Genomic DNA, 18,314 nt, shown 5'->3' with positions numbered 1-18,314 from the left:
GGTGGGCTGTCACAGTGTGACTAGCACGGGGAGCTAAAGTCACCACGATCATTGAGGGTTCGTGGATACCAGTTACTTCTCGACCCCGCTTCTTGGCACATGGCGCTTCTGTCGGAACCGAAATCTTCATAGACGGGATAAATGTCATCGCCATTGAGCTGTCCACGTAATGACGAGCAATGTCCCGGCGTCATAAATTCAGAACCAGGGTTGGCCACGAGTACTCGTGAAATATTTCCGGCTGTAGCGTCTTTGTTCGTATCGACGATTGAATCCTTGATAACGATATTTCTTCCGTCACATGCCGGCGACGAGGCACGCACAGTCCGGCCAGAAACAGTGACCGACGAAATATAGCCATTGGAATCCGTGTTGCTAGACGACGATGACTCATTGCTCTTCGAGGTGTCATCGGGACCACATTCGGTGAATTTCGATCGTATCTCCGATGGCACATGATCAGCGTCTAGCCGTGAACTGAGATAACAGCCGTACCCACTAATCCCGGAAACTCCGTCTCGTTCATACTTGGACCAGTGACCATTCGACCAGTGATAGTGATTTAACCCGTCACTTCGAGGCGCACCGAACAGCAACCAATCGCCCGAGCAATACACCACTTCATGTTCGCCCGTCATCTCCGAGATATTTTTCCGCAGGTAGGATTCATCGCAACGATCAGTCGAAGCTTTTTTGTCGCCATCAGACGCGGCCGGCGATGAGGGGTTGGCGGTCCCGTGCTGCGGTGCCTCTGACTGGCTTTCCAACGTTCCACTGCTGGCCACTGCGACAGATTCGTCTTGTCCGCTATTCTTGTCGGCATTCTTCAACGCAACCCAAATAATTGAAGCCCCAATAACGAGGGCAACAGTTATGACGACTGTTATGCTAATGGGCATAAGGTTCCGTTTTTTCGGAGGCTTAGACTCGTTATTTTGAGGGGGATAAAAGGATCCCCATTCGCCATCGGTTCCTGAAGTCGAATTCTCCAAACGTCGACCGGGCTCGTGATTCATGGAGAATACCCCTTTATAAACAGTCAGCGCGTGAGCAATGGACGGCAGTTGGCCACAAGCAGTGTACCCAGATGGCCACAGCGACATAGAGTCCGGTACGTGTATCAGCCATTTCCCCTACCCCAGCCTGAGGGTAAAAGCGGGGTCTATATGACAAAAACCTCTATCCGCTGTGCGAATAGAGGTTGTTCTTTTGTTGTGCGCCCTGACGGGTTCGAACCGCCGACCTGCTGGGTGTAAACCAGCTGCTCTTCCAGCTGAGCTAAAGGCGCTTAATTGTTCATGGCTCAAGGCTGTGCTGCTCTCAGGCCGTAGACAAAGCTAGCATATGCCACGTTGGAAAGAGAAAACCGCTGAAAACCGGGCTTTCCACACCGGCCAAAACAGGAATCGAGCACAGTAAACCGCCACCGGCCCAAACCACCTAAGGCCTGCGCCCGCTATAGCTTTAATACCCGCGTTAAGTCCGGCTTTAGTTCCGACGCGTCCCACGCTGAACTAGGCAGGAACCTTGCCAGTCCCCCAGCCGCAATGCGGAGGTCTGCACCAGCCCGGCCAGCTGAGCGTTTTCAGCGATATCCCCCGGCGGAACGGTGCCTGCTTGCCCTGCCCCTGGGGTCACCAACCAGATTTGGCCGTCTTCCGCTAGTGCACGTGTGGCATCTACGAGTCCATCAACGAGGTCTCCGTCGTCGTCTCGCCACCATAACAAGACGACGTCGACGATTTCGTCGGTGTCGGGGTCATCCAAGAGAGGTTCGTCTATGACATCTTCAAGCGATTCGCTTACTGCGGAATCGCAGTCGTCATCCCACCCGAGTTCCAGGATGATATTTCCTTTTGTCACGCCCATGCGATCAGCAAAGTCTTTGTCGCGCGTGGCCGCCTCGCCCACGGTTTGGTGCCTCCTTGACAATATGGATTGAATTATTAGCGAGGTTACCGTTTTTACGTGAAATTATCTCCTCGACTCTCCCACGACGTCCCCCAGAATGACACCCCTGGCGTCAATAATGCTGTCACCCCCACCCAAATTGATTGGTTTCTGCTGGAAAGAGTGCCGCTGCGTAGAATCGATTCAGATAAAGATATCGGCCATTGTCCAAGAGTTTTGGCCACATTCCACAAGTTCAGGAGTACACGTCGATGACTGATACCTCGCCCGATTCGTCGCGAGACAGCAATTTCGCCCTCATTCGTGATGGCGTCGCGTCCTACCTCAATGACAGCGACCCCGAAGAAACTCGTGAGTGGCTCGAGTCCCTGGACGGGATGTTGGAGAACGCAGATAGCGATCGTGCGCGCTACATCATGTTGCGCATGATTGAGCGTGCAACGGCGAAACGCGTTTCCCTCCCGTCCCTCACATCGACCGACTATGTCAACACTATTCCGACGACGATGGAGCCCGAGTTCCCCGGCGACGAGGACATCGAGAAGCGCTATCGCCGGTGGATTCGGTGGAATGCGGCGATCATGGTTCACCGTGCGCAGCGCCCAGGTATTGGAGTCGGGGGACACATTTCGACGTATGCCGGCGCTGCTCCTCTCTACGAAGTCGGGTTTAACCACTTCTTCAAAGGCAAAGATCATCCGGGTGGCGGTGACCAGGTATTTTTCCAGGGACATGCCTCGCCAGGAATGTACGCCCGCGCATTCCTTGAGGGGCGCTTGAGCGAAGAGGACATGGACGGTTTCCGTCAGGAAGTCTCGCGCAAACACCGTGGCCTTCCTTCTTATCCGCACCCGCATGGGATGCCGAACTTCTGGGAGTTCCCCACGGTGTCGATGGGCCTCGGCCCCATGGAGGCAATCTTCCAGGCGCGGTTCAACCGCTACCTCCTTAACCGTGGTATTAAGGACACATCACAGCAGCACGTATGGGCGTTCCTCGGCGATGGCGAGATGGATGAGCCAGAATCGCGTGGCCTCCTGCAGATCGCGTCGCTCAATAACCTGGATAACCTCACCTTCGTTGTGAACTGTAACTTGCAGCGTCTCGACGGTCCTGTCCGCGGTAACACGAAGATCATCCAGGAATTGGAGTCCTTCTTCCGCGGTGCCGGCTGGTCCGTCATCAAGGTCGTGTGGGGACGTGAGTGGGACAAGCTCTTTGCCGCCGACAAAGAGGGCGCCCTGGTCGACCTCATGAACAACACGCATGACGGCGATTTCCAGACCTTCAAGGCCAACGACGGTGCCTACATCCGCGAGCACTTCTTCGGTCGCGATCCCCGCACCGCGAAGCTCGTCGAAAATATGTCGGATGAGGAGATTTGGCACCTTCGTCGCGGTGGCCACGACTACCGCAAGATTTTCGCCGCCTACCAGCGTGCTTTGGCGACGAAGGACCGGCCGACCGTCATTCTGGCCCACACGATTAAGGGCTACGGCCTGGGCCACAACTTCGAGGGCCGCAACGCCACCCACCAGATGAAGAAGCTGACCCTCGACGACCTCAAGCTCTTCCGGACGAAGCAGGACATTCCGATCTCTGATGAGGAATTAGAGAAGGACCCGAAGCTGCCTCCGTACTACAACCCCGGTCCCGACGCCCCCGAGATCAAGTACATGCTGGAGCGCAGGAAAGAGCTGGGCGGTTTCTTGCCGGAGCGACGCAACACGTTCACGCCTCTCTCGGTTCCTGGCGTGGACAAGCTCAAGCAGATGCGTAAGGATTCCGGCAAGCAGGAAGTGGCTACCACGATGGCCATTGTCCGCATCATGAAAGCACTGATGCGTGACAAGGAAATCAAGCGCCGCGTGGTGCCGATTGTTCCGGATGAGGCTCGTACATTCGGTTTGGATTCCTGGTTCCCGACGAACAAGATTTACAACCCGCACGGTCAGCGGTACACGGCTGTGGATCATGACCTGATGCTGTCTTACACCGAGGCGACCGACGGACAGATGATGCATGAGGGCATTGACGAGGCCGGATCGGTGGCGGAGTTCCAGGCGGCTGGTACGTCGTATGCCACCCATGGCGAACCGATGATTCCGCTGTATATCTTCTACTCCATGTTTGGGTTCCAACGCACTGGCGATTCGATTTGGGCAGCCGGCGACCAAATGGCACGTGGATTCCTCATCGGAGCCACAGCCGGACGGACCACCTTGACCGGCGAAGGCCTCCAGCACATGGACGGCAACAGTTTGACGCTGGCGACGACCAACCCGTCCGTTGTCTCCTACGACTGCGCGTTCTCCTACGAGTTGGCGCACATTATTCCTCGCGGAATTGAACGCATGTACGGGGATTGCCCGGGTGAAAACGTCATCTACTACCTCACCTGCTACAACGAGCCCATCCACCAGCCGGCTGAGCCGGAGAACCTCGACGTCGAGGGCGTTCACAAGGGCATTTACCAGTACCAGGATGGTAAGGATGCGACCATCATGGCGTCGGGCATCGGTATGCAGGCTGCTCTGAAGGCCCGCGATATCCTTGCCGACAAGTTCGACGTCGATGCAGCCATCTACTCGGTGACGTCATGGACGGAATTGGCTCGCGATGGTGTCCGCCATGATCGCGAGCAGTTGCGTCACCCGTCGAAGGATGTCGGCACAGCGTTCCTGGAGAAGCAGCTGAGCGGGGCACACGGTCCGTTTGTTGCTGCGTCTGATTTTGATACGACGATCGGTGAAACAATCCGCAAGTGGGTGCCCGGTGATTACACTGTGCTCGGCTGCGATGGCTTCGGGTTCTCCGACACTCGTGCCGCTGCCCGCCGGTATTTCAACACCGACGCAGAGTCAATCGTCGTCGCTGTCTTAGCTGGGTTAGCCCGGGAAGGGAAGATCGACGTCTCGGTGGCTGATCAAGCCGCGAAGGACTTCCACATCGACGACCCCACTAAGGCATAACACCTCGGGTCGGCTCTGATTACGGGGCCGGCCCACGGGGCTGACCCGCGACACACGTTGTCGACAGTCCACGGGGAACAGCGCCAGGCTTCGCGCCTGGTAGCCTGGCCCCGTGAACGTTTTTCATGAGGTCAAAAGCATTGTGGCGAAATATGGACACGTTGACCCGGACGACATCACCCTTGACTCCACCGTGGATAGCCTTGGCCTGGATTCACTATCAGTAATCGATATCGGCGTGGGCATCGAGGAACACTCGGGGCGCCGCGTGGACCAGGAACAGATCGATTCGTTCACGTCGATTAGGGACATGGTCGACTTCATGGAGCAGGATTCCTAACCGTCGCTGTGTCATGCGTGCTCAACGACGCGGTGTCAGCGGGTGTTCATGTTTGACGCACGAGCGTCGCGTCGTAGTCGCGGTCCAAATCCACGTTCGCCGCTTCATCGTCGGCGGCGGGCACTAGCTCTGGAGCGTAATCCCAGGCTTCACCTAATGCGCTGCGAATGGCAGCGTCGATCTCCTGACGAGTTGTTGTCTCGGCAAGAATCGCGCGAAGCCGATGCTCCGTCAGGACGACGTTTCCTAAATCATCAATATCTGCAACATGCAGCCCTAGGCTCGGCGTAAACCTCCACATGCTTTTTCCGTATTCAATAACGCAAAAGGGCTCTCCGGTACGCAAAAGTTGGCGCACCAATTCGGCCCCACCGTTGTCGACGTAAATCATCACCGTTCTCCTTAGGTTGTCACCAAGAAGCGCGGTGAGCTGGCTTCCCCTCCAGCTCCGACGGCTTGCTTTCTCCCATATTCCGGAACACATTCCCGACGTCGCAACCTCAAGTAGCGCTTTATCCCCCGAGTGGGTTTGCGACATAAGTGCAGGTCATAACGCATGTTGCACAAGTTAACTAGTGTGACTGACGGTACCGGCCGGCGGAGTCCTCGTTTATGTCTCCCCCTCCCCCCCGCTAACGACCCGCTCATGGCCCATGAATTAAGCGCTGTATCCCAATTCTCGGGCCCGTGCATCATTCCATGTGCTCCACAATGGCTTGGCCCAGTCGCCGAAGTCCCTGTCGGTGAGGACCACGGCGTAGTGCTCACCCGGGACGGTCCAGAGGAACGTTCCGCTTTGCCCAAAATGCCCAACGGTATGTGAGGGCAATACTGTGCCGGTCCAGTGTTGACGGCCCGATCCTCCGCGTTCACGCGGGAGTCCCTTCTTCCCCTTCACTTCAGGCCCCAGAGCCCACGGGCACGGTTTGAACATCCCGTAGCCGGGAACAACGCCGGCCAGATCCGGGTACCACACTTCATAGTGGGGGTCCGACACCAATTCCGGGTTCATCATTTCCTGGGCGAACAAGTCCATGTCGCGCAGTGTGGATCGCGCACCGTGGCCTGCCGATCCATAAAGTTCAGTGTCAGTCATTCCCAGAGGCTGGCATACCGCTTCTTGCAGATAATCCGGGAACGGGATCTCGGTTTCTTTTTCGATGTAGTCCGCCAGGATCTCGTAGCCCGCTGAGGAATAGATACGTCGAGTTTCCGGAGCCTTTTCAGGTTCGGTCGTGGCGAAACCGACGCCGCTAGCGTGGGCAAGCAGATGTGCCACCGTCGCTGGACCTACGGGTGTTGTCAGGTCGCAGACTCCCTCCTCCACGGCGACCAGCACAGCGCGGGAAGTCAGGAGTTTGGTGACGCTGGCGAGCTCAAATACTCGAGTGGGATCCCCCGTCATCTTTCCGTCGACGGAGCTTGCGGCGTTGTTTACGGGCCAATCGTTCATCAGGTTCAACCATAGCGCGCGTGAGCATGAGCCGTCGGAGTTGACCTGCTGTCATGGTGACTGGTGCCCAATCGGGGTTATTGGGTAGCCCCCACCCTTTGAAATAGGCGACGATGGACAAGATGGATGCGAACGACGCTGAGACCACCATGCCCACGGTTTGAAGCTGGAAACTGTTGAAGAGCACCATCATCCCGCTACCAAGAAGTGCCGACGTGGCATACAGGGTGTTGCCACCGAAAATCGCGGGGACAACGCCGATGGTGATATCGCGGATCATTCCGCCGCCGACGGCGGTAATCATGCCAAGGAGCATCGCGGAGGGCCATAACAAACCAGCGTTGAGGGCTTTAATTGTCCCGGTTACTGCCCAGACTCCGAGGACGATGCCGTCACCGATTTTGAGGAGCTTGTTCCATTGTTCTCGCTCTAGCGACACTGTCATGGCGACGAGTCCGCCCGATAATGCGACGCCGAGGTAAATCGGCTCTTTTAACGCGGCGGGGAGTCCGTTTTGAAGGAGCGTATCTCGGAGTAAACCGCCGCCGAGGCCGGACAAGATCGCGAGAAGGCCGAACCCGATAGCGTCGAATTTTCGACGACGCGCGATTGCGCCTCCCAGGATACCGTTGATGAAGACACCGGTTAAGTCGATAATGCGATAGACGGAGATAATGTCCATGGTTATTCACCAATCTGAACCATGTGAAGCTAAAAATCCCTTGCCTATGAGAATAGACAAGGGATGATGTGGGGCCAGCGGGGCTCGAACCCGCGACCAACGGATTATGAGTCCGTGGCTCTAACCTACTGAGCTATAGCCCCGTGAGGATGATAGCAAACGATCGGGAGAATACCGCTATTGCTTCACCCGGTTTCTACACAGCGTGAGAGACACGGTTAACCAGCCAGGTACAGAGGGTAAAAATAAAACCACGGGCCTTTGCACGATAGGCCCGTGGATATGAAAAAGCTCCCCCAACTGGACTCGAACCAGTAACCCTTCGATTAACAGTCGAATGCTCTGCCAATTGAGCTATGGGGGATTCTGCGGATGATGCCCGCAACGAGATAGAACTGTACAGAGAGACCACAGCAGAGGCAAATCAGTGGATTGAACTGCGCTTATGCGGACGGAACCGCTAAGCACGGTTCCATGATGCCCCCGCCTCATTCATCCATACGACGCTCACCATAATGCGGGTACCGTACCCTAAGGCCATAGACCGAAGTTAGCGAAAATGAAAAAAATAGAATATGTCTGATCTCAACGTTTCTTTGCGCCCCAACGAAAACGGCGTTCACCTTGCTAAGGCCCCATCAAGACTGGTTACCTTCTGGCAGAAAACCACGTTAGCGGTTACCGATCAGCGCATTGCTATTAACCGGCCACGTCTATTGTTCGGTTTAGTCCCCATCGGTAATCGGCTCAATAACATCGAGTTGGGCTCAGTATCTCATACCGAGACGAAGAAAACGTTTAATCTCACCTATTTAATTACTTCGGCGTTCCTTTTTGTTCTCAGTCTGACTTGGTTTATCAGCTCTTTCCATGCGAAGAAACCAGGAATCGACGAATACTACAGTGAACATCCCAACGGAACGATCAGCCCACTCATTCTGATCGTGTCACTGATTTGCATGCTGCTCACCATCGGTCTGGCTGCCAACTCATACCGATCGAGGCTGGTGATTGCCGATAACTTTGGTGGCCAGGACGAAGTCGACCTTTCCGCCCTGGCACACACAGAAGTGACTAACTTCTCCAACGGATTCAACCAGTACATCGGTTACACCCCACAGAACCAAGCCCCACAGTCGCAATTCAGCGCTCCACAACAACGAGGAGGCCAACAACCTAACCCCACCAACTATCAAAATCCTGGTGTAGCTAACGGATACAGCCAGCCACAACGAACCGACGGCAATTCCTCAAACACCCAGACAGAGGAGAATGGTTGGGGTTAGCGGAACACGGGATAGCGCTCCAACCACACCGACATAACCCAAAACTCCCTATCCTTCCCCTCTACGAAGATTAGGTCCCCAATGCGCAACAAACTGCTCCCCATCGTTAGCATTTCCCTTGCCTCGGTAGTTTTACTCTCTGGATGTTCATCAAGCGACAAGCTTTCAGATGGAAAATGGAGTAAATCCGACTCGAGTGGCCAAGAAGTGATATTAAAGGTTGACGGCGATGATTTCAGTCTAAAATCGTATGACGACGATGACCTTGAAGCCAAACTGGCCGGCAAAATAAACCGGCCAAAAAGAGCATTTCTAATACATAAACAAGATTGGGGTGACGGGCGCGCATTTTCACTCAGTACTCAAGAAAAGAAGTCCATGACCAAGGATGATGTAATTGAGTACAGATTTGAAGGGAAATCTCTCATTCTTAAGGGTGAAAATAATGAGGAGTTGACCTTGACAAAGGAGTAATACTACCCGTACCCCAAAGAACGTCGACATGTAAATAGTGAAATGCCCTTCCCGGTAGAAATTCTTGCACCGGGAAGGGCATTTTCATGCCTTAGCATGGTTCAAGTCCAGCAAACGATAAATTATTATTTACCGGTTGACTGGGCACCATCCTTGTGAACCTTTTCCACAGCAAGACGCGAATGTTCCAGAACAGCTGCAAAAATACCAGCATGGCGACAGTGTGAAGCAGGGTAAACACGATGTTTAAGAGCACACCCAACGAGGCGTCAGCTTTATTCGCTGAATCAACAAGGTCAGACATCCAGCTATCATCGCCCGATGATGAAGATCCTGATGTAAACGCAACTCCCAACAGCCGAATACCCAGATACAGCCACACAATGGCAATAATCCCCAGACCGATGGTCCACATCAGCGATTCACGCCGTTTACGCTCCGGACTTACCGCGAATTTTGCCAAATCAATGTTGACAGATGATGACGAACTCGATTGCCCAAACGCATCATTTCCGTTATTCGGTTGTGCACTACCGAAACCGCTGGACTGAAAACCCGCTGGGAAATTATTCCCGACAGAATTGTTACTCCCATTCCCGAAGCTATTCGCACCTCGGTTAACCGAGCTTGTTGACGTACTAGGCGATTCGTACGAAGGCGCCGAGTGCCTAGCAAAAGTTCCTTCGTTTGTAGACTCCGTTGACGAATTACCCGTGTCAGCTGGATTAGGAGTGAAACCAGATGTCACGGAACCATTTGAATCAACGTCTTGACCACTAGCTAGGCTGTGCAAACGGCGAACAGTCCACTCGGGCGAGTTGGGATCGGCAAGACCATTATCGTAAACAGCCCGACGCTGCGAATTACCCAAAATAGCTCGCGAGGTCGCCAACATATCCCGGCGCGCATTGTCACTCTCGGGAGTTTCTGCAAGCTGTTGAGCTAACCGTCTATCAATCTCGTCACTATCCAGCGAGCGATCCAACGAAAGCTCATTATATAAATCGATGTGACTCATCGTCCTAGAACCGCTTTCACTCAATGGGGAGCATATAGAACATAAGTAGCAGCACGCTCACTACATGCACTGATGCTAACCCATTTATCTTAAATAAGACACAGTTTTTAATTAATTGTTAGTGTTTCTTCACAGGGAGCAGAGTTTCTATTAAAACTAATTCCAAGTCAACCATAGAAATAACGGCCACTGCTATATGCTTGAGTGGCCGTTTCTCCGTTAACGAGAAATCCTAGTTATACTCTTTCTGGCTCCGAATTTCATAACGGTCTTTATCGCGAATAAAGATCAGTGCGACAAGAGCGCCAACAGCAGCCAAAACCGCGGCAATAATCAGCACGTTATGTAATCCGTTGATGTACGACTCCAAGGCCTTGTCAGCAAACATCGGGGCATGCTGGCGAATCAGCGGGAACTGTCCACTCGACGCTAAGTCGACAATCTTCTGCGGAGCATCCATCGTGATGGTCGATTTATCCGGCGATAACACCGCTCCCGGTGGCAGCTGAGGCGCAGGCGTAGGAACCCCCGGTGGCAACTGCTGCGCACCCGCTTGCGTATTCATCACTGATGCCGTCGGGAAGGAAACCGCCTTCAACCCCGATGACGTTGCGGCTGTCAAAATCGCACCATAGATAGCCACACCGAAACTCGTCCCTAAGGGGAAAGCTGTGTTGGCAATACCCGTTGCGGTACCCGTTTTACGCGGAGCAACAACAGAGACAGCAACATCCATCAAGTGCGGAAGCATCAGCCCTGTACCAATGCCGACCACGATGTACATCGGAATGATGTCCACCCAGCCAGAGTTGGAATTCAGCTTTAGGCCGAGGAGCAGGCCAGCGGCAATAATGATCATTCCCAAGGCCTGAATGGCAGAAACCTTAATTTTCTTACCCAGCTGGATCGCCACAGGTGAGAACAGAATAATCGGAATAGCAAGTGCCGTCGTCACGTACCCAACTTCGAGCGAACTTAAGCCCACTGCCCCGGATAGCCAGAGAACGATGTACGGCATCATTCCGAAACTGAACAGTCGGGCCGCAAACGCAACAATGGTCACCGCAGAGAACGACGGGATGGCAAACATGCGGACGTCAATCATGGCCTTGTCGCCCTTAGCCAACTGCATCCACACCAACAGAACTAAACCAGCCAGGCTTACGCCGAAACCGATGAAGACTTTGCCATCAGTCCAGCCATCATCCGGGCCGGTCAGGAGCGCATAGTTCAAGGCAAAGAGGAATACCGACGCCACAATGAGCGTGAGCCACGAGATCGGCGGCACCGTCTCTTCAACCTGCTGGTCTTCAAGCTGCTCCGCCTCGTCGAAGCGCCCCTCAGCTAGCAGGCGTGCTTTCCTATCTTCCAAAGCTTGCCAACGCCACTGCTGCGCGTCTTTTGGCACACCGATCAACGTTCCCATAATGATCAGTAACCCGATCGGAATGTTGATCGCGAAGATCCAGCGCCAGTCGAAGAATTCGACAATGGCGCCACCGACGAGTGGGCCCAACGCCACCGCTGCAGCACCGGCCGCCATGAACACAGCCACCGCGCTCGTCCGCTGTTTTTCCTCGCCAGGGCCAAAAACGTCGGAAAGAAGGGGCAAACTGGACCCGAAGACCATGGCACCCCCGGCCCCCTGAATAGCTCGAGCCACAATCATCCAGTTTTCGGCATCCGCCGTCATACATCCGACCGATGCAGCGACGAATACCAACTGCCCAACTATAAAGATGCCTCGGCGTCCAACCAAGTCGGACAGACTGCCGACCCCCAGCAACAACGCCGCGAACGCTAGGGTGTATGCGTTGACGATCCACTGTGAGCCCGACAATGACAACTTGAGGCTCTCGCCGATGTCCGGCAGTGCCACCAGGACGATCGTCATGTCAAGGGTCATCATGAGCGAGGCAACAGATCCCGCTACGGTGGACCAAAACTTCGCGTGAGGGTAACGACGGCCAGTCGGTTTCTTCCCCGGTTTGGCCGGCTTCGTTTTCGCCCCGGAGTTTTTAGCCGTCTTTGTTGCAGGCTTTGTTTTGACTGCAGAGGATTGTGGCCCCGTTACGTCAGCGGCGGGTACGCCACCACTGTCGGCGTCTCCGCTCAGGGGGTCGTCGGGACGGGAATCCGCGTCCCCGACTTCAGGACGATCGAACGAATCTTCCAAGGGCTGGGCATAAAGGCCCTGATCATGAGAAGTGTCATCCTCTCGGCCCGGCGCAGCGTCTGCTCCATCGTCGGTACCGAGGATCTCACCCTCAAGGATTTCGCCGTCATAGCCCGACACACCCGTCGGCGATGAGGGAAAGCCTGGGTACCCCGATCCCGAGGACTCCGACTCATCCTGCCGATGACGCTGTCCGCCACCGGTGAGCGGATACCCCATGAAAGAAACCTCGTCTTCGGGGCGGAGAACATCGACTTCACGGCGCCGATGGCGGCCACCCGACGAGGTCAATTCCTTCAAACTTGGATCGAACGTGAGAAACGGAAACGCCGGCGCGTTACGTTCTTCCGGCGCCGACGCGTCATCCACGCCTGACGGATCACCCTTCCACGGGTCATACGCACTGTCCGCACTACTAGCTCGGCCAGCAAATTGGCTGTCCGACGCAGACGATGGCTCCTTAGAGTCCACGAGGTCCTCCCAGTGGGTAAAGACGCCCCGGCCCTACGCAAAACGCAGTGCGACCACAACACACTGCTACCCCGCCACCGACATGGCCACGAGGCAGGCGTCGCCACTTAAAGAGGAGCAACCACCGTGGGTGCGCACCTTCGCTCGCGGCGATATGAAAAACGTAGAGCAGAAACGCATTTAAGTTCGCTATCAACACTAGCTGTTCCTTGTCTGCCACGAACAACCGGACAACGTGTTAAACGAACATCGGGCCGGTTGTGGCGCCGTCTATGTCACCGACGCTGACGCCGAATCCCACTCCTTCTCGTGGCCGGTCGTCGGCGAGCGTGGTTACACTAGCCCTATGACTGATTCCTCCAAGACAACTAACCAACAATCAATTCCCACCCTGTCCACCGACCGATACACCGCCCCTGCGCTGGGCTTTGGCACGTACCGACTGTGGGGACAAAGCGGTGCAAAGTCCGTGGAGACCGCGCTCACTATGGGCTACCGCCTCATCGACTCCGCCTACAACTACGAAAACGAAGGCACCGTCGGGGCGGGAATTCGCGCAGCCATCGATAAAGGAATTGTCTCGCGCGACGACGTCACCGTGACAAGTAAACTTCCCGGCCGATACCAGGAACATGACCAAGCACTGAGCGCCATCGAGGAATCCCTGTACCGCACCGGACTGGACTACATCGACCTGTACCTTATCCACTGGCCGAACCCAAAACAGGGCAAATACGTTGAGGCGTGGAAAGCATTAATGGAAGCCCGGGATCGTGGGCTTATCCGCAACATCGGTGTATGCAACTTCACGCCGGAGCACTTGGACACCCTCGGGCGGGAGACGGGCGAGCTTCCCGTCATTAACCAGGTCGAGCTGCACCCATACTTCAACCAGGCTGAGACTCGCGCCTATGACAACGAGCACGGGATCATCACCGAGGCGTGGAGCCCTCTTGCCCGAGGTGCCGTCTTTGAGGAAGACACCATCGTTTCCATCGCGAAGAACCACGACGCATCCGTCGGCCAGGTTGTTCTTGCATGGCACCGGGCCATCGGGAGCCTCGCCATTCCGAAGTCCGCGTCGGAAAAGCGTCAAAAGGAAAACCTCGATTCCTTACATGTCACGCTGACGAGCGACGAGGTCGAGGCGATCAATGCCCTCACCAAGCCCGACGGCCGTGAGAAGGACCAAGACCCCGACGAGTACGAAGAGTTCTAACTCCAACCGACGCCACCACACGAAAGAAAACATATGCGTTTGACTACGTTCATCGCCGGTGCCACAGCGGGCTACGTCATGGGCACGAAGGCAGGTCGGAAGCGTTACGACCAGATCCGACGAGGCTATGAGGCAGCGATCAACTCCCCCGTCGCCAAATCGGCTCTCCACGCGGGGAGGAAGGCATTAGCCAACGCTCTTGATCCGGAACCGCGGATGCGTGAACTCCGAGCGCGGAATATCAGAACCCGGCACCAAGACGACGGCACCACCATTTACGTCCCCGACGAGGACTAACGCGACGACGACAGACGCCACGCGGGTGGCGCGGGTCACACGGGTGGCGCCGTCCGTGGGCGCAGGGTGAGGCAGCGTACGCAGGGCTAAAACAACCATACTCAGCTGGCCTCATAGAGGCCGCTGCGTCGCCTGCTTAATCAAACCCGTCCTGTATTGCTCGAGCGCCACCAAGTCGCCAAACAGGTTGTTGTACTCGTCGTCGCTCGGCCGCAGGCGTTCCAGCGTCGACTTGAGCTCAGCAATCTGGTTGCCCACCCAGACTGCTTGCAGTCGGACCATCGTGCTCCGCACGAACCACTCCATGTCTTCACCCTCATAGTGGATCGGCTCCACCATGAGCTCAGTCACCATCGACTCCCCCATCGGCTGCGGGAGATTCTCAATAACCTTCGTCACCCACGAATTCCCACCAGACTCCACATCCGCGGCCGCAGCGCACCCCCCGGCGCGACGAATACCCTCGGATACTTCGCGGTAGGTGGGGTGCCGAAAGCTCTCGGCGGGCAGAACATCGAACAATTCAGCGGCGGCAGCTGGTTCTTGCAGGGCGATCTTGAGCGCCTCACGTTCCCCGGCGAGTTCACCATTGCGAGGGTTCGGCCTGGTAAAACGCGGCTGAGTGGAACCCTGCGGACCACTCGCGGCTGGGGATTTCACACTCCACGTATCCCGCTGCTGGCGTACCCGTCCGCGCTTCAGCCCGGACGATTGTGGCTTGCGGGCGGCTCGCCGTACAGCGGCTTCAACGTCGCTCACATCATCCCAACCAAGCCACCCAGACAGCTTCCTGGCGTACGCCTTCTGCAATGTGGTGTCTTTGACGCTCGCGACCGCGGGGGCAACGGCCTCCATGGCCTGCAACCGCCCCTCCGTCGTGTGAAGATCGAACGAGGCAAGCGTCGTTCGTACAACGAACTCCACCATCGGAATCCGAGACATCACCAAATCACGCACGGCGGCATCACCGCCGGACAAGCGCAAGTCGCACGGGTCCTGACCATTCGGTGCGACAGAGACGAAGCTTTTGCCCAGGAACTCCTGGTTTCCCTCGAAGGCACGCATGGCTGCTTTCTGCCCTGCTTCATCGCCGTCGAAGGTATAAATCATTTCACCGCGGAAATGGGAGTCATCCAGCATGAGGCGTCGCACCATCTGCAAGTGGTCCGCCCCGAACGCTGTTCCACACGCGGCAACCGCCGTCGTCACCCCAGCGGCGTGCATGGCCATGACATCCGTGTAGCCCTCAACGATGACCGCCTGGTGCCGCTCGGCAATGTTCTTCTTCGCCTGGTCAATCCCGAACAGCACCTTCGACTTCTTGTACAACAAGGTCTCCGGGGTGTTCATGTACTTCCCCAGCTTGTCGTCGTCGAAGAGTTTGCGGGCACCGAAACCAATGACATCGTTCGCGGTGTTGCGGATCGGCCAGGTCAGGCGTCGATGAAAACGGTCAATCGGCCCACGACGGCCCTGAGAAGTCACCCCAGCGGCCTCCAGTTCTTTGACGTCAAACCCCTTGCGGAGCAGGAACTTTGTCAGCGTGTCCCATCCGCCCGGCGCGTAGCCACACCCAAACTGCTCCGCGTGGTCCTGAGAAAAACCGCGGTCGAGTAAGAACTGCCGTGCCGGCGCAGCTTCATCGGTGTCCAGGTGTTCGCGGTAAAACTCCTGGGTGGCTTTATTAATGGCGACGAGTCGCTGGCGAGTTCCCGGCTCCTCCCGACGTCCCGGACCCCCACCTTGATAGTTAATGGTGTAACCAATCCGCTCCGCACACTGCTCCACGGCCTCCGGGAACGACACCTGTTCCATTTCCATGAGGAAGCTGAAAACGTCGCCGCCCTTCCCCGTCGAAAAGCAGTGGTAGTACCCCTTGTTGGGGCGGACGTGGAAACTCGGGGTCTTCTCGTCTTTAAAGGGCGATAGCCCCTTGAGCGAATCTGAGCCGGCGGGTTTTAGCTGCACATATTCGCCCACGACCTCCTCGATCGGCGTGCGCTCACGGATCGCATCGATGTCACTCTCCGGGATTCGTCCTCTGGCCATGGCAACTATGCTACGTCGTCATGTCAAACCCGAGGAGTGCCGTGACATTCGCCAGGGTATGACACAATATCGACCATGCCGGGTGCACCTCAGAAGAACACACACAACGGATCACAGAACTCCCGACGGGGGCGTCACGTGTTGTCCCTTCGCACGTTGACATCGATCCTTGGTGCTGTGGTGGCGGGTGCGATCGGCTTGTGGGGATGGTATTCCGTCAACAACCCGAGCCACAACGGATCGGAGGGCAGCGGGTCATCAACCGAGTCATCGGGAGGATCGGGCGGCAGCTCGTCGAGTGGCTCGCATAAGGGGGGCATCAGGCTCCATCCCTGCGTGCAACGCGAACCAGCTGCCTGATCAGGCACGCGTGGTCGTCGACGATATCAAGTCCGGTGGACCGTTTGATTACCCGCAGAAGGACGGATCTCACTTCGGGAATTACGAGAACGCACTCCCTCACAAGAAGAGCAACTACTACCGCGAATACACCGTCGACGAGGACAAGACGGATCACAGCCGCGGGCCGGCCAGGATCATTACGGGCGGTTCGACCGCCACGCACCCCGACGTGTGGTATTACACCAGCGACCACTACTCATCATTCTGTGAGATGCAGGAAAACTAACTCGACCCTGCTAGCTCCCCGCTAACTCCATCCTGCTGACCAATCTCGAGCGGACCTATCCAACCGCTCGAGCCGGGACTCCGTCATCGAGGCCAACTGGTCAATGACAACGCGCAACCGCTCGGCGTCCGTCGAGGCCTCATTCCACCAGCCTTGATAGAGGGGATCCAAGCTCGTCGGCGCGCCCGCATACAGATAATCTTTCACGCGGAAGAGCCGATCACGTTGACGCTCCTGGTTCTTCTGATGCAGCGACTGATCCATGACGTAGAGCACCGCCACCGACTTCAACAGCGTGATTTCGGCCACAATATCGGGTGGCACAACGAGGTCGTTGGAAAACCTCCCTGCGGCCATCTCCTCCGTCCACGCCGACTCGTCCCCATTCGTCATCGCACGTCGAGTCGCAGCAACCGTCGCGGAAATATAGCGACCCACCAGCTGCGATGTCATCGCCTTCAAGGACACCGACGCGCCCAACGTCCCGTCGTAATCAGCAGCCTCGGCAATGACCGGCAGCTGGCGCAACCGATCGGAAGCGTCGACGAGTGCATCGGGATCGCCGCCAAAGACACCCGCGCCCTCTTGCGCTAACTGGGCAATCTCGACCAGGTCCCACAACACGTTGAGGCTGACGCGGCCCGACAACACGGCGTCCTCCACGTCGTGCACCGAGTAGGCGATGTCGTCACTGACATCCATAATCTGGGCTTCCAGGCACTTCCTGCCCTCGGGAGCACCGCGACGGATCCACTCCAACAGCGGAGCATCCTCGTCATAGGCCGAATATTTTTTCCTCGCGACACCCTGCGGGCTCGATGCCGTCCACGGGTACTTACACGTCGCATCCAGCGACGCACGCGTCAAATTCAACCCCACACTCACCGGGTGGCCGTCGCGAACATCGCACACCTTCGCCTCAAGACGGCTCAAGATACGCAATGTCTGAGCATTCCCCTCAAAACCACCGCAATCCTGGGCGAGCTCGTCCAAAGCCCGCTCCCCGTTGTGGCCATAGGGCGGATGGCCAATATCATGACTAAGCCCCGCTAACTCGGCCAAATCAGTATCCACCCCGAGCCCCGCAGCAATGCCCCGACTGATCTGGGCGACCTCGAGGCTATGGGTCAACCGAGTCCGTGGCGTATCCCCCGTCTGCGGAGTGACCACCTGCGTCTTATCCGCTAACCGACGCAACGCGGCAGAATGCAGCACCCGGGCGCGATCTCGATCAAAATCGTCCCGCATTTCCGGCGTCGCCCCCGCCAACTGAGCGTCCTTCGGCCCCTCCACCACACGGCGCTCATGATCCCGCTCTGAATACGGGTACACCTTCCG

General features: G+C 56.5%; 16 protein-coding genes and 3 tRNA genes. 7 read left to right on the top strand and 12 right to left on the bottom strand.

Going from position 1 to position 18,314, the window contains the following annotated elements; genetic code table 11:
• Positions 1-20: 20 nt before the first annotated feature.
• The 3 genes from CKROP_RS10630 to CKROP_RS03315 form a co-directional block, all read right to left on the bottom strand.
• The gene (locus tag CKROP_RS10630) at positions 21-899 is read right to left on the bottom strand and encodes a hypothetical protein (protein ID WP_148209632.1); all 879 of its coding nucleotides are present in this window, start codon (positions 897-899) and stop codon (positions 21-23) included.
• 316 nt (positions 900-1,215) lie between these two features.
• A tRNA-Val gene (locus CKROP_RS03320) sits at positions 1,216-1,288 on the bottom strand.
• A gap of 200 nt (positions 1,289-1,488) precedes the next feature.
• Entirely contained in the window at positions 1,489-1,869 is a 381-nt protein-coding gene (locus CKROP_RS03315; RefSeq protein ID WP_052292458.1) for a DUF3052 domain-containing protein, read from the bottom strand.
• Between the two features lie 293 nt (positions 1,870-2,162).
• Between CKROP_RS03315 and aceE the strand changes: the two genes are divergently transcribed.
• The gene (gene aceE, locus CKROP_RS03310; RefSeq protein WP_012731322.1) at positions 2,163-4,883 is read left to right on the top strand and encodes a pyruvate dehydrogenase (acetyl-transferring), homodimeric type; all 2,721 of its coding nucleotides are present in this window, start codon (positions 2,163-2,165) and stop codon (positions 4,881-4,883) included.
• Positions 4,884-4,995: 112 nt separating this feature from the next.
• Positions 4,996-5,223, top strand: a complete 228-nt coding sequence (locus tag CKROP_RS03305; protein WP_012731321.1) for an acyl carrier protein — start codon at positions 4,996-4,998, stop codon at positions 5,221-5,223.
• A gap of 46 nt (positions 5,224-5,269) precedes the next feature.
• On the opposite strand, the gene CKROP_RS10625 is transcribed toward CKROP_RS03305, so the two are convergent.
• The 5 genes from CKROP_RS10625 to CKROP_RS03280 form a co-directional block, all read right to left on the bottom strand.
• The gene (locus CKROP_RS10625) at positions 5,270-5,761 is read right to left on the bottom strand and encodes a DUF3145 family protein (RefSeq protein ID WP_081429391.1); all 492 of its coding nucleotides are present in this window, start codon (positions 5,759-5,761) and stop codon (positions 5,270-5,272) included.
• A gap of 120 nt (positions 5,762-5,881) precedes the next feature.
• Positions 5,882-6,676, bottom strand: a complete 795-nt coding sequence (locus CKROP_RS03295; RefSeq protein WP_041628778.1) for a serine hydrolase domain-containing protein — start codon at positions 6,674-6,676, stop codon at positions 5,882-5,884.
• Positions 6,600-7,358 (bottom strand): trimeric intracellular cation channel family protein, encoded by a 759-nt coding sequence (locus CKROP_RS03290; RefSeq protein ID WP_012731318.1) that lies wholly within the window; start codon positions 7,356-7,358, stop codon positions 6,600-6,602. The genes CKROP_RS03295 and CKROP_RS03290 overlap by 77 nt, the downstream gene beginning before the upstream one ends.
• A 69-nt stretch (positions 7,359-7,427) precedes the next feature.
• Positions 7,428-7,501, bottom strand: a tRNA-Ile gene (locus tag CKROP_RS03285).
• 148 nt (positions 7,502-7,649) lie between these two features.
• Positions 7,650-7,722 (bottom strand) — tRNA-Asn (locus CKROP_RS03280).
• Positions 7,723-7,933: 211 nt separating this feature from the next.
• On the opposite strand from CKROP_RS03280, the gene CKROP_RS03275 reads away from it, so the two are divergent.
• Positions 7,934-8,644, top strand: a complete 711-nt coding sequence (locus CKROP_RS03275) for a DUF1720 domain-containing protein (protein WP_012731317.1) — start codon at positions 7,934-7,936, stop codon at positions 8,642-8,644.
• A gap of 81 nt (positions 8,645-8,725) precedes the next feature.
• Positions 8,726-9,118, top strand: coding sequence for a hypothetical protein (locus CKROP_RS03270; RefSeq protein WP_148209631.1), 393 nt, complete (start codon positions 8,726-8,728; stop codon positions 9,116-9,118).
• Positions 9,119-9,209: 91 nt separating this feature from the next.
• Here CKROP_RS03270 and CKROP_RS03265 read toward each other — a convergent pair whose 3' ends face one another.
• Together CKROP_RS03265 and CKROP_RS10620 are read right to left on the bottom strand one after the other, a co-directional pair.
• Complete coding sequence (locus CKROP_RS03265; protein ID WP_012731316.1) at positions 9,210-10,136, bottom strand: hypothetical protein; 927 nt, start codon at positions 10,134-10,136, stop codon at positions 9,210-9,212.
• 232 nt (positions 10,137-10,368) lie between these two features.
• Positions 10,369-12,783: an MFS transporter gene (locus CKROP_RS10620; protein WP_012731315.1), complete on the bottom strand. Its 2,415-nt coding sequence runs from the start codon at positions 12,781-12,783 to the stop codon at positions 10,369-10,371.
• 346 nt (positions 12,784-13,129) lie between these two features.
• Here CKROP_RS10620 and CKROP_RS03255 point away from each other — a divergent pair, with 346 nt between their 5' ends.
• Complete coding sequence (locus CKROP_RS03255; protein WP_148209630.1) at positions 13,130-14,002, top strand: aldo/keto reductase; 873 nt, start codon at positions 13,130-13,132, stop codon at positions 14,000-14,002.
• Positions 14,003-14,041: 39 nt separating this feature from the next.
• On the top strand, positions 14,042-14,299 hold the full coding sequence (locus CKROP_RS03250; protein WP_193339735.1) for a hypothetical protein: 258 nt from the start codon (positions 14,042-14,044) through the stop codon (positions 14,297-14,299).
• A 111-nt stretch (positions 14,300-14,410) separates the two neighbouring features.
• Here the strand turns inward: CKROP_RS03250 and dnaG are convergent, their stop codons facing one another.
• The gene (dnaG, locus tag CKROP_RS03245; RefSeq protein WP_012731312.1) at positions 14,411-16,348 is read right to left on the bottom strand and encodes a DNA primase; all 1,938 of its coding nucleotides are present in this window, start codon (positions 16,346-16,348) and stop codon (positions 14,411-14,413) included.
• A gap of 298 nt (positions 16,349-16,646) precedes the next feature.
• Here dnaG and CKROP_RS03235 point away from each other — a divergent pair, with 298 nt between their 5' ends.
• Entirely contained in the window at positions 16,647-16,976 is a 330-nt protein-coding gene (locus CKROP_RS03235; RefSeq protein WP_052292344.1) for a guanyl-specific ribonuclease, read from the top strand.
• A gap of 21 nt (positions 16,977-16,997) precedes the next feature.
• Here CKROP_RS03235 and CKROP_RS03230 read toward each other — a convergent pair whose 3' ends face one another.
• Positions 16,998-18,308: a deoxyguanosinetriphosphate triphosphohydrolase gene (locus tag CKROP_RS03230; protein ID WP_041629202.1), complete on the bottom strand. Its 1,311-nt coding sequence runs from the start codon at positions 18,306-18,308 to the stop codon at positions 16,998-17,000.
• Positions 18,309-18,314: the final 6 nt, after the last annotated feature.

This window comes from Corynebacterium kroppenstedtii DSM 44385 (assembly GCF_000023145.1).
GTDB lineage: Bacteria > Actinomycetota > Actinomycetes > Mycobacteriales > Mycobacteriaceae > Corynebacterium > Corynebacterium kroppenstedtii.
This window is presented reverse-complemented; position numbering and strand designations above follow the sequence as displayed.

What these genes read in the sequence shown, in the direction of transcription:
- CKROP_RS03315 (WP_052292458.1), bottom strand. Translation starts at nt 1,869, where the DNA reads ATGGGCGTGACAAAAGGAAATATCATCCTGGAACTCGGGTGGGATGAC.
- CKROP_RS03265 (WP_012731316.1), bottom strand. Translation starts at nt 10,136, where the DNA reads ATGAGTCACATCGATTTATATAATGAGCTTTCGTTGGATCGCTCGCTG.
- CKROP_RS10625 (WP_081429391.1), bottom strand. Translation starts at nt 5,761, where the DNA reads ATGTCGCAAACCCACTCGGGGGATAAAGCGCTACTTGAGGTTGCGACG.
- dnaG (WP_012731312.1), bottom strand. Translation starts at nt 16,348, where the DNA reads ATGGCCAGAGGACGAATCCCGGAGAGTGACATCGATGCGATCCGTGAG.
- CKROP_RS03290 (WP_012731318.1), bottom strand. Translation starts at nt 7,358, where the DNA reads ATGGACATTATCTCCGTCTATCGCATTATCGACTTAACCGGTGTCTTC.
- aceE (WP_012731322.1), top strand. Translation starts at nt 2,163, where the DNA reads ATGACTGATACCTCGCCCGATTCGTCGCGAGACAGCAATTTCGCCCTC.
- CKROP_RS10630 (WP_148209632.1), bottom strand. Translation starts at nt 899, where the DNA reads ATGCCCATTAGCATAACAGTCGTCATAACTGTTGCCCTCGTTATTGGG.
- CKROP_RS03255 (WP_148209630.1), top strand. Translation starts at nt 13,130, where the DNA reads ATGACTGATTCCTCCAAGACAACTAACCAACAATCAATTCCCACCCTG.
- CKROP_RS03295 (WP_041628778.1), bottom strand. Translation starts at nt 6,676, where the DNA reads ATGAACGATTGGCCCGTAAACAACGCCGCAAGCTCCGTCGACGGAAAG.
- CKROP_RS03270 (WP_148209631.1), top strand. Translation starts at nt 8,726, where the DNA reads ATGCGCAACAAACTGCTCCCCATCGTTAGCATTTCCCTTGCCTCGGTA.
- CKROP_RS03275 (WP_012731317.1), top strand. Translation starts at nt 7,934, where the DNA reads ATGTCTGATCTCAACGTTTCTTTGCGCCCCAACGAAAACGGCGTTCAC.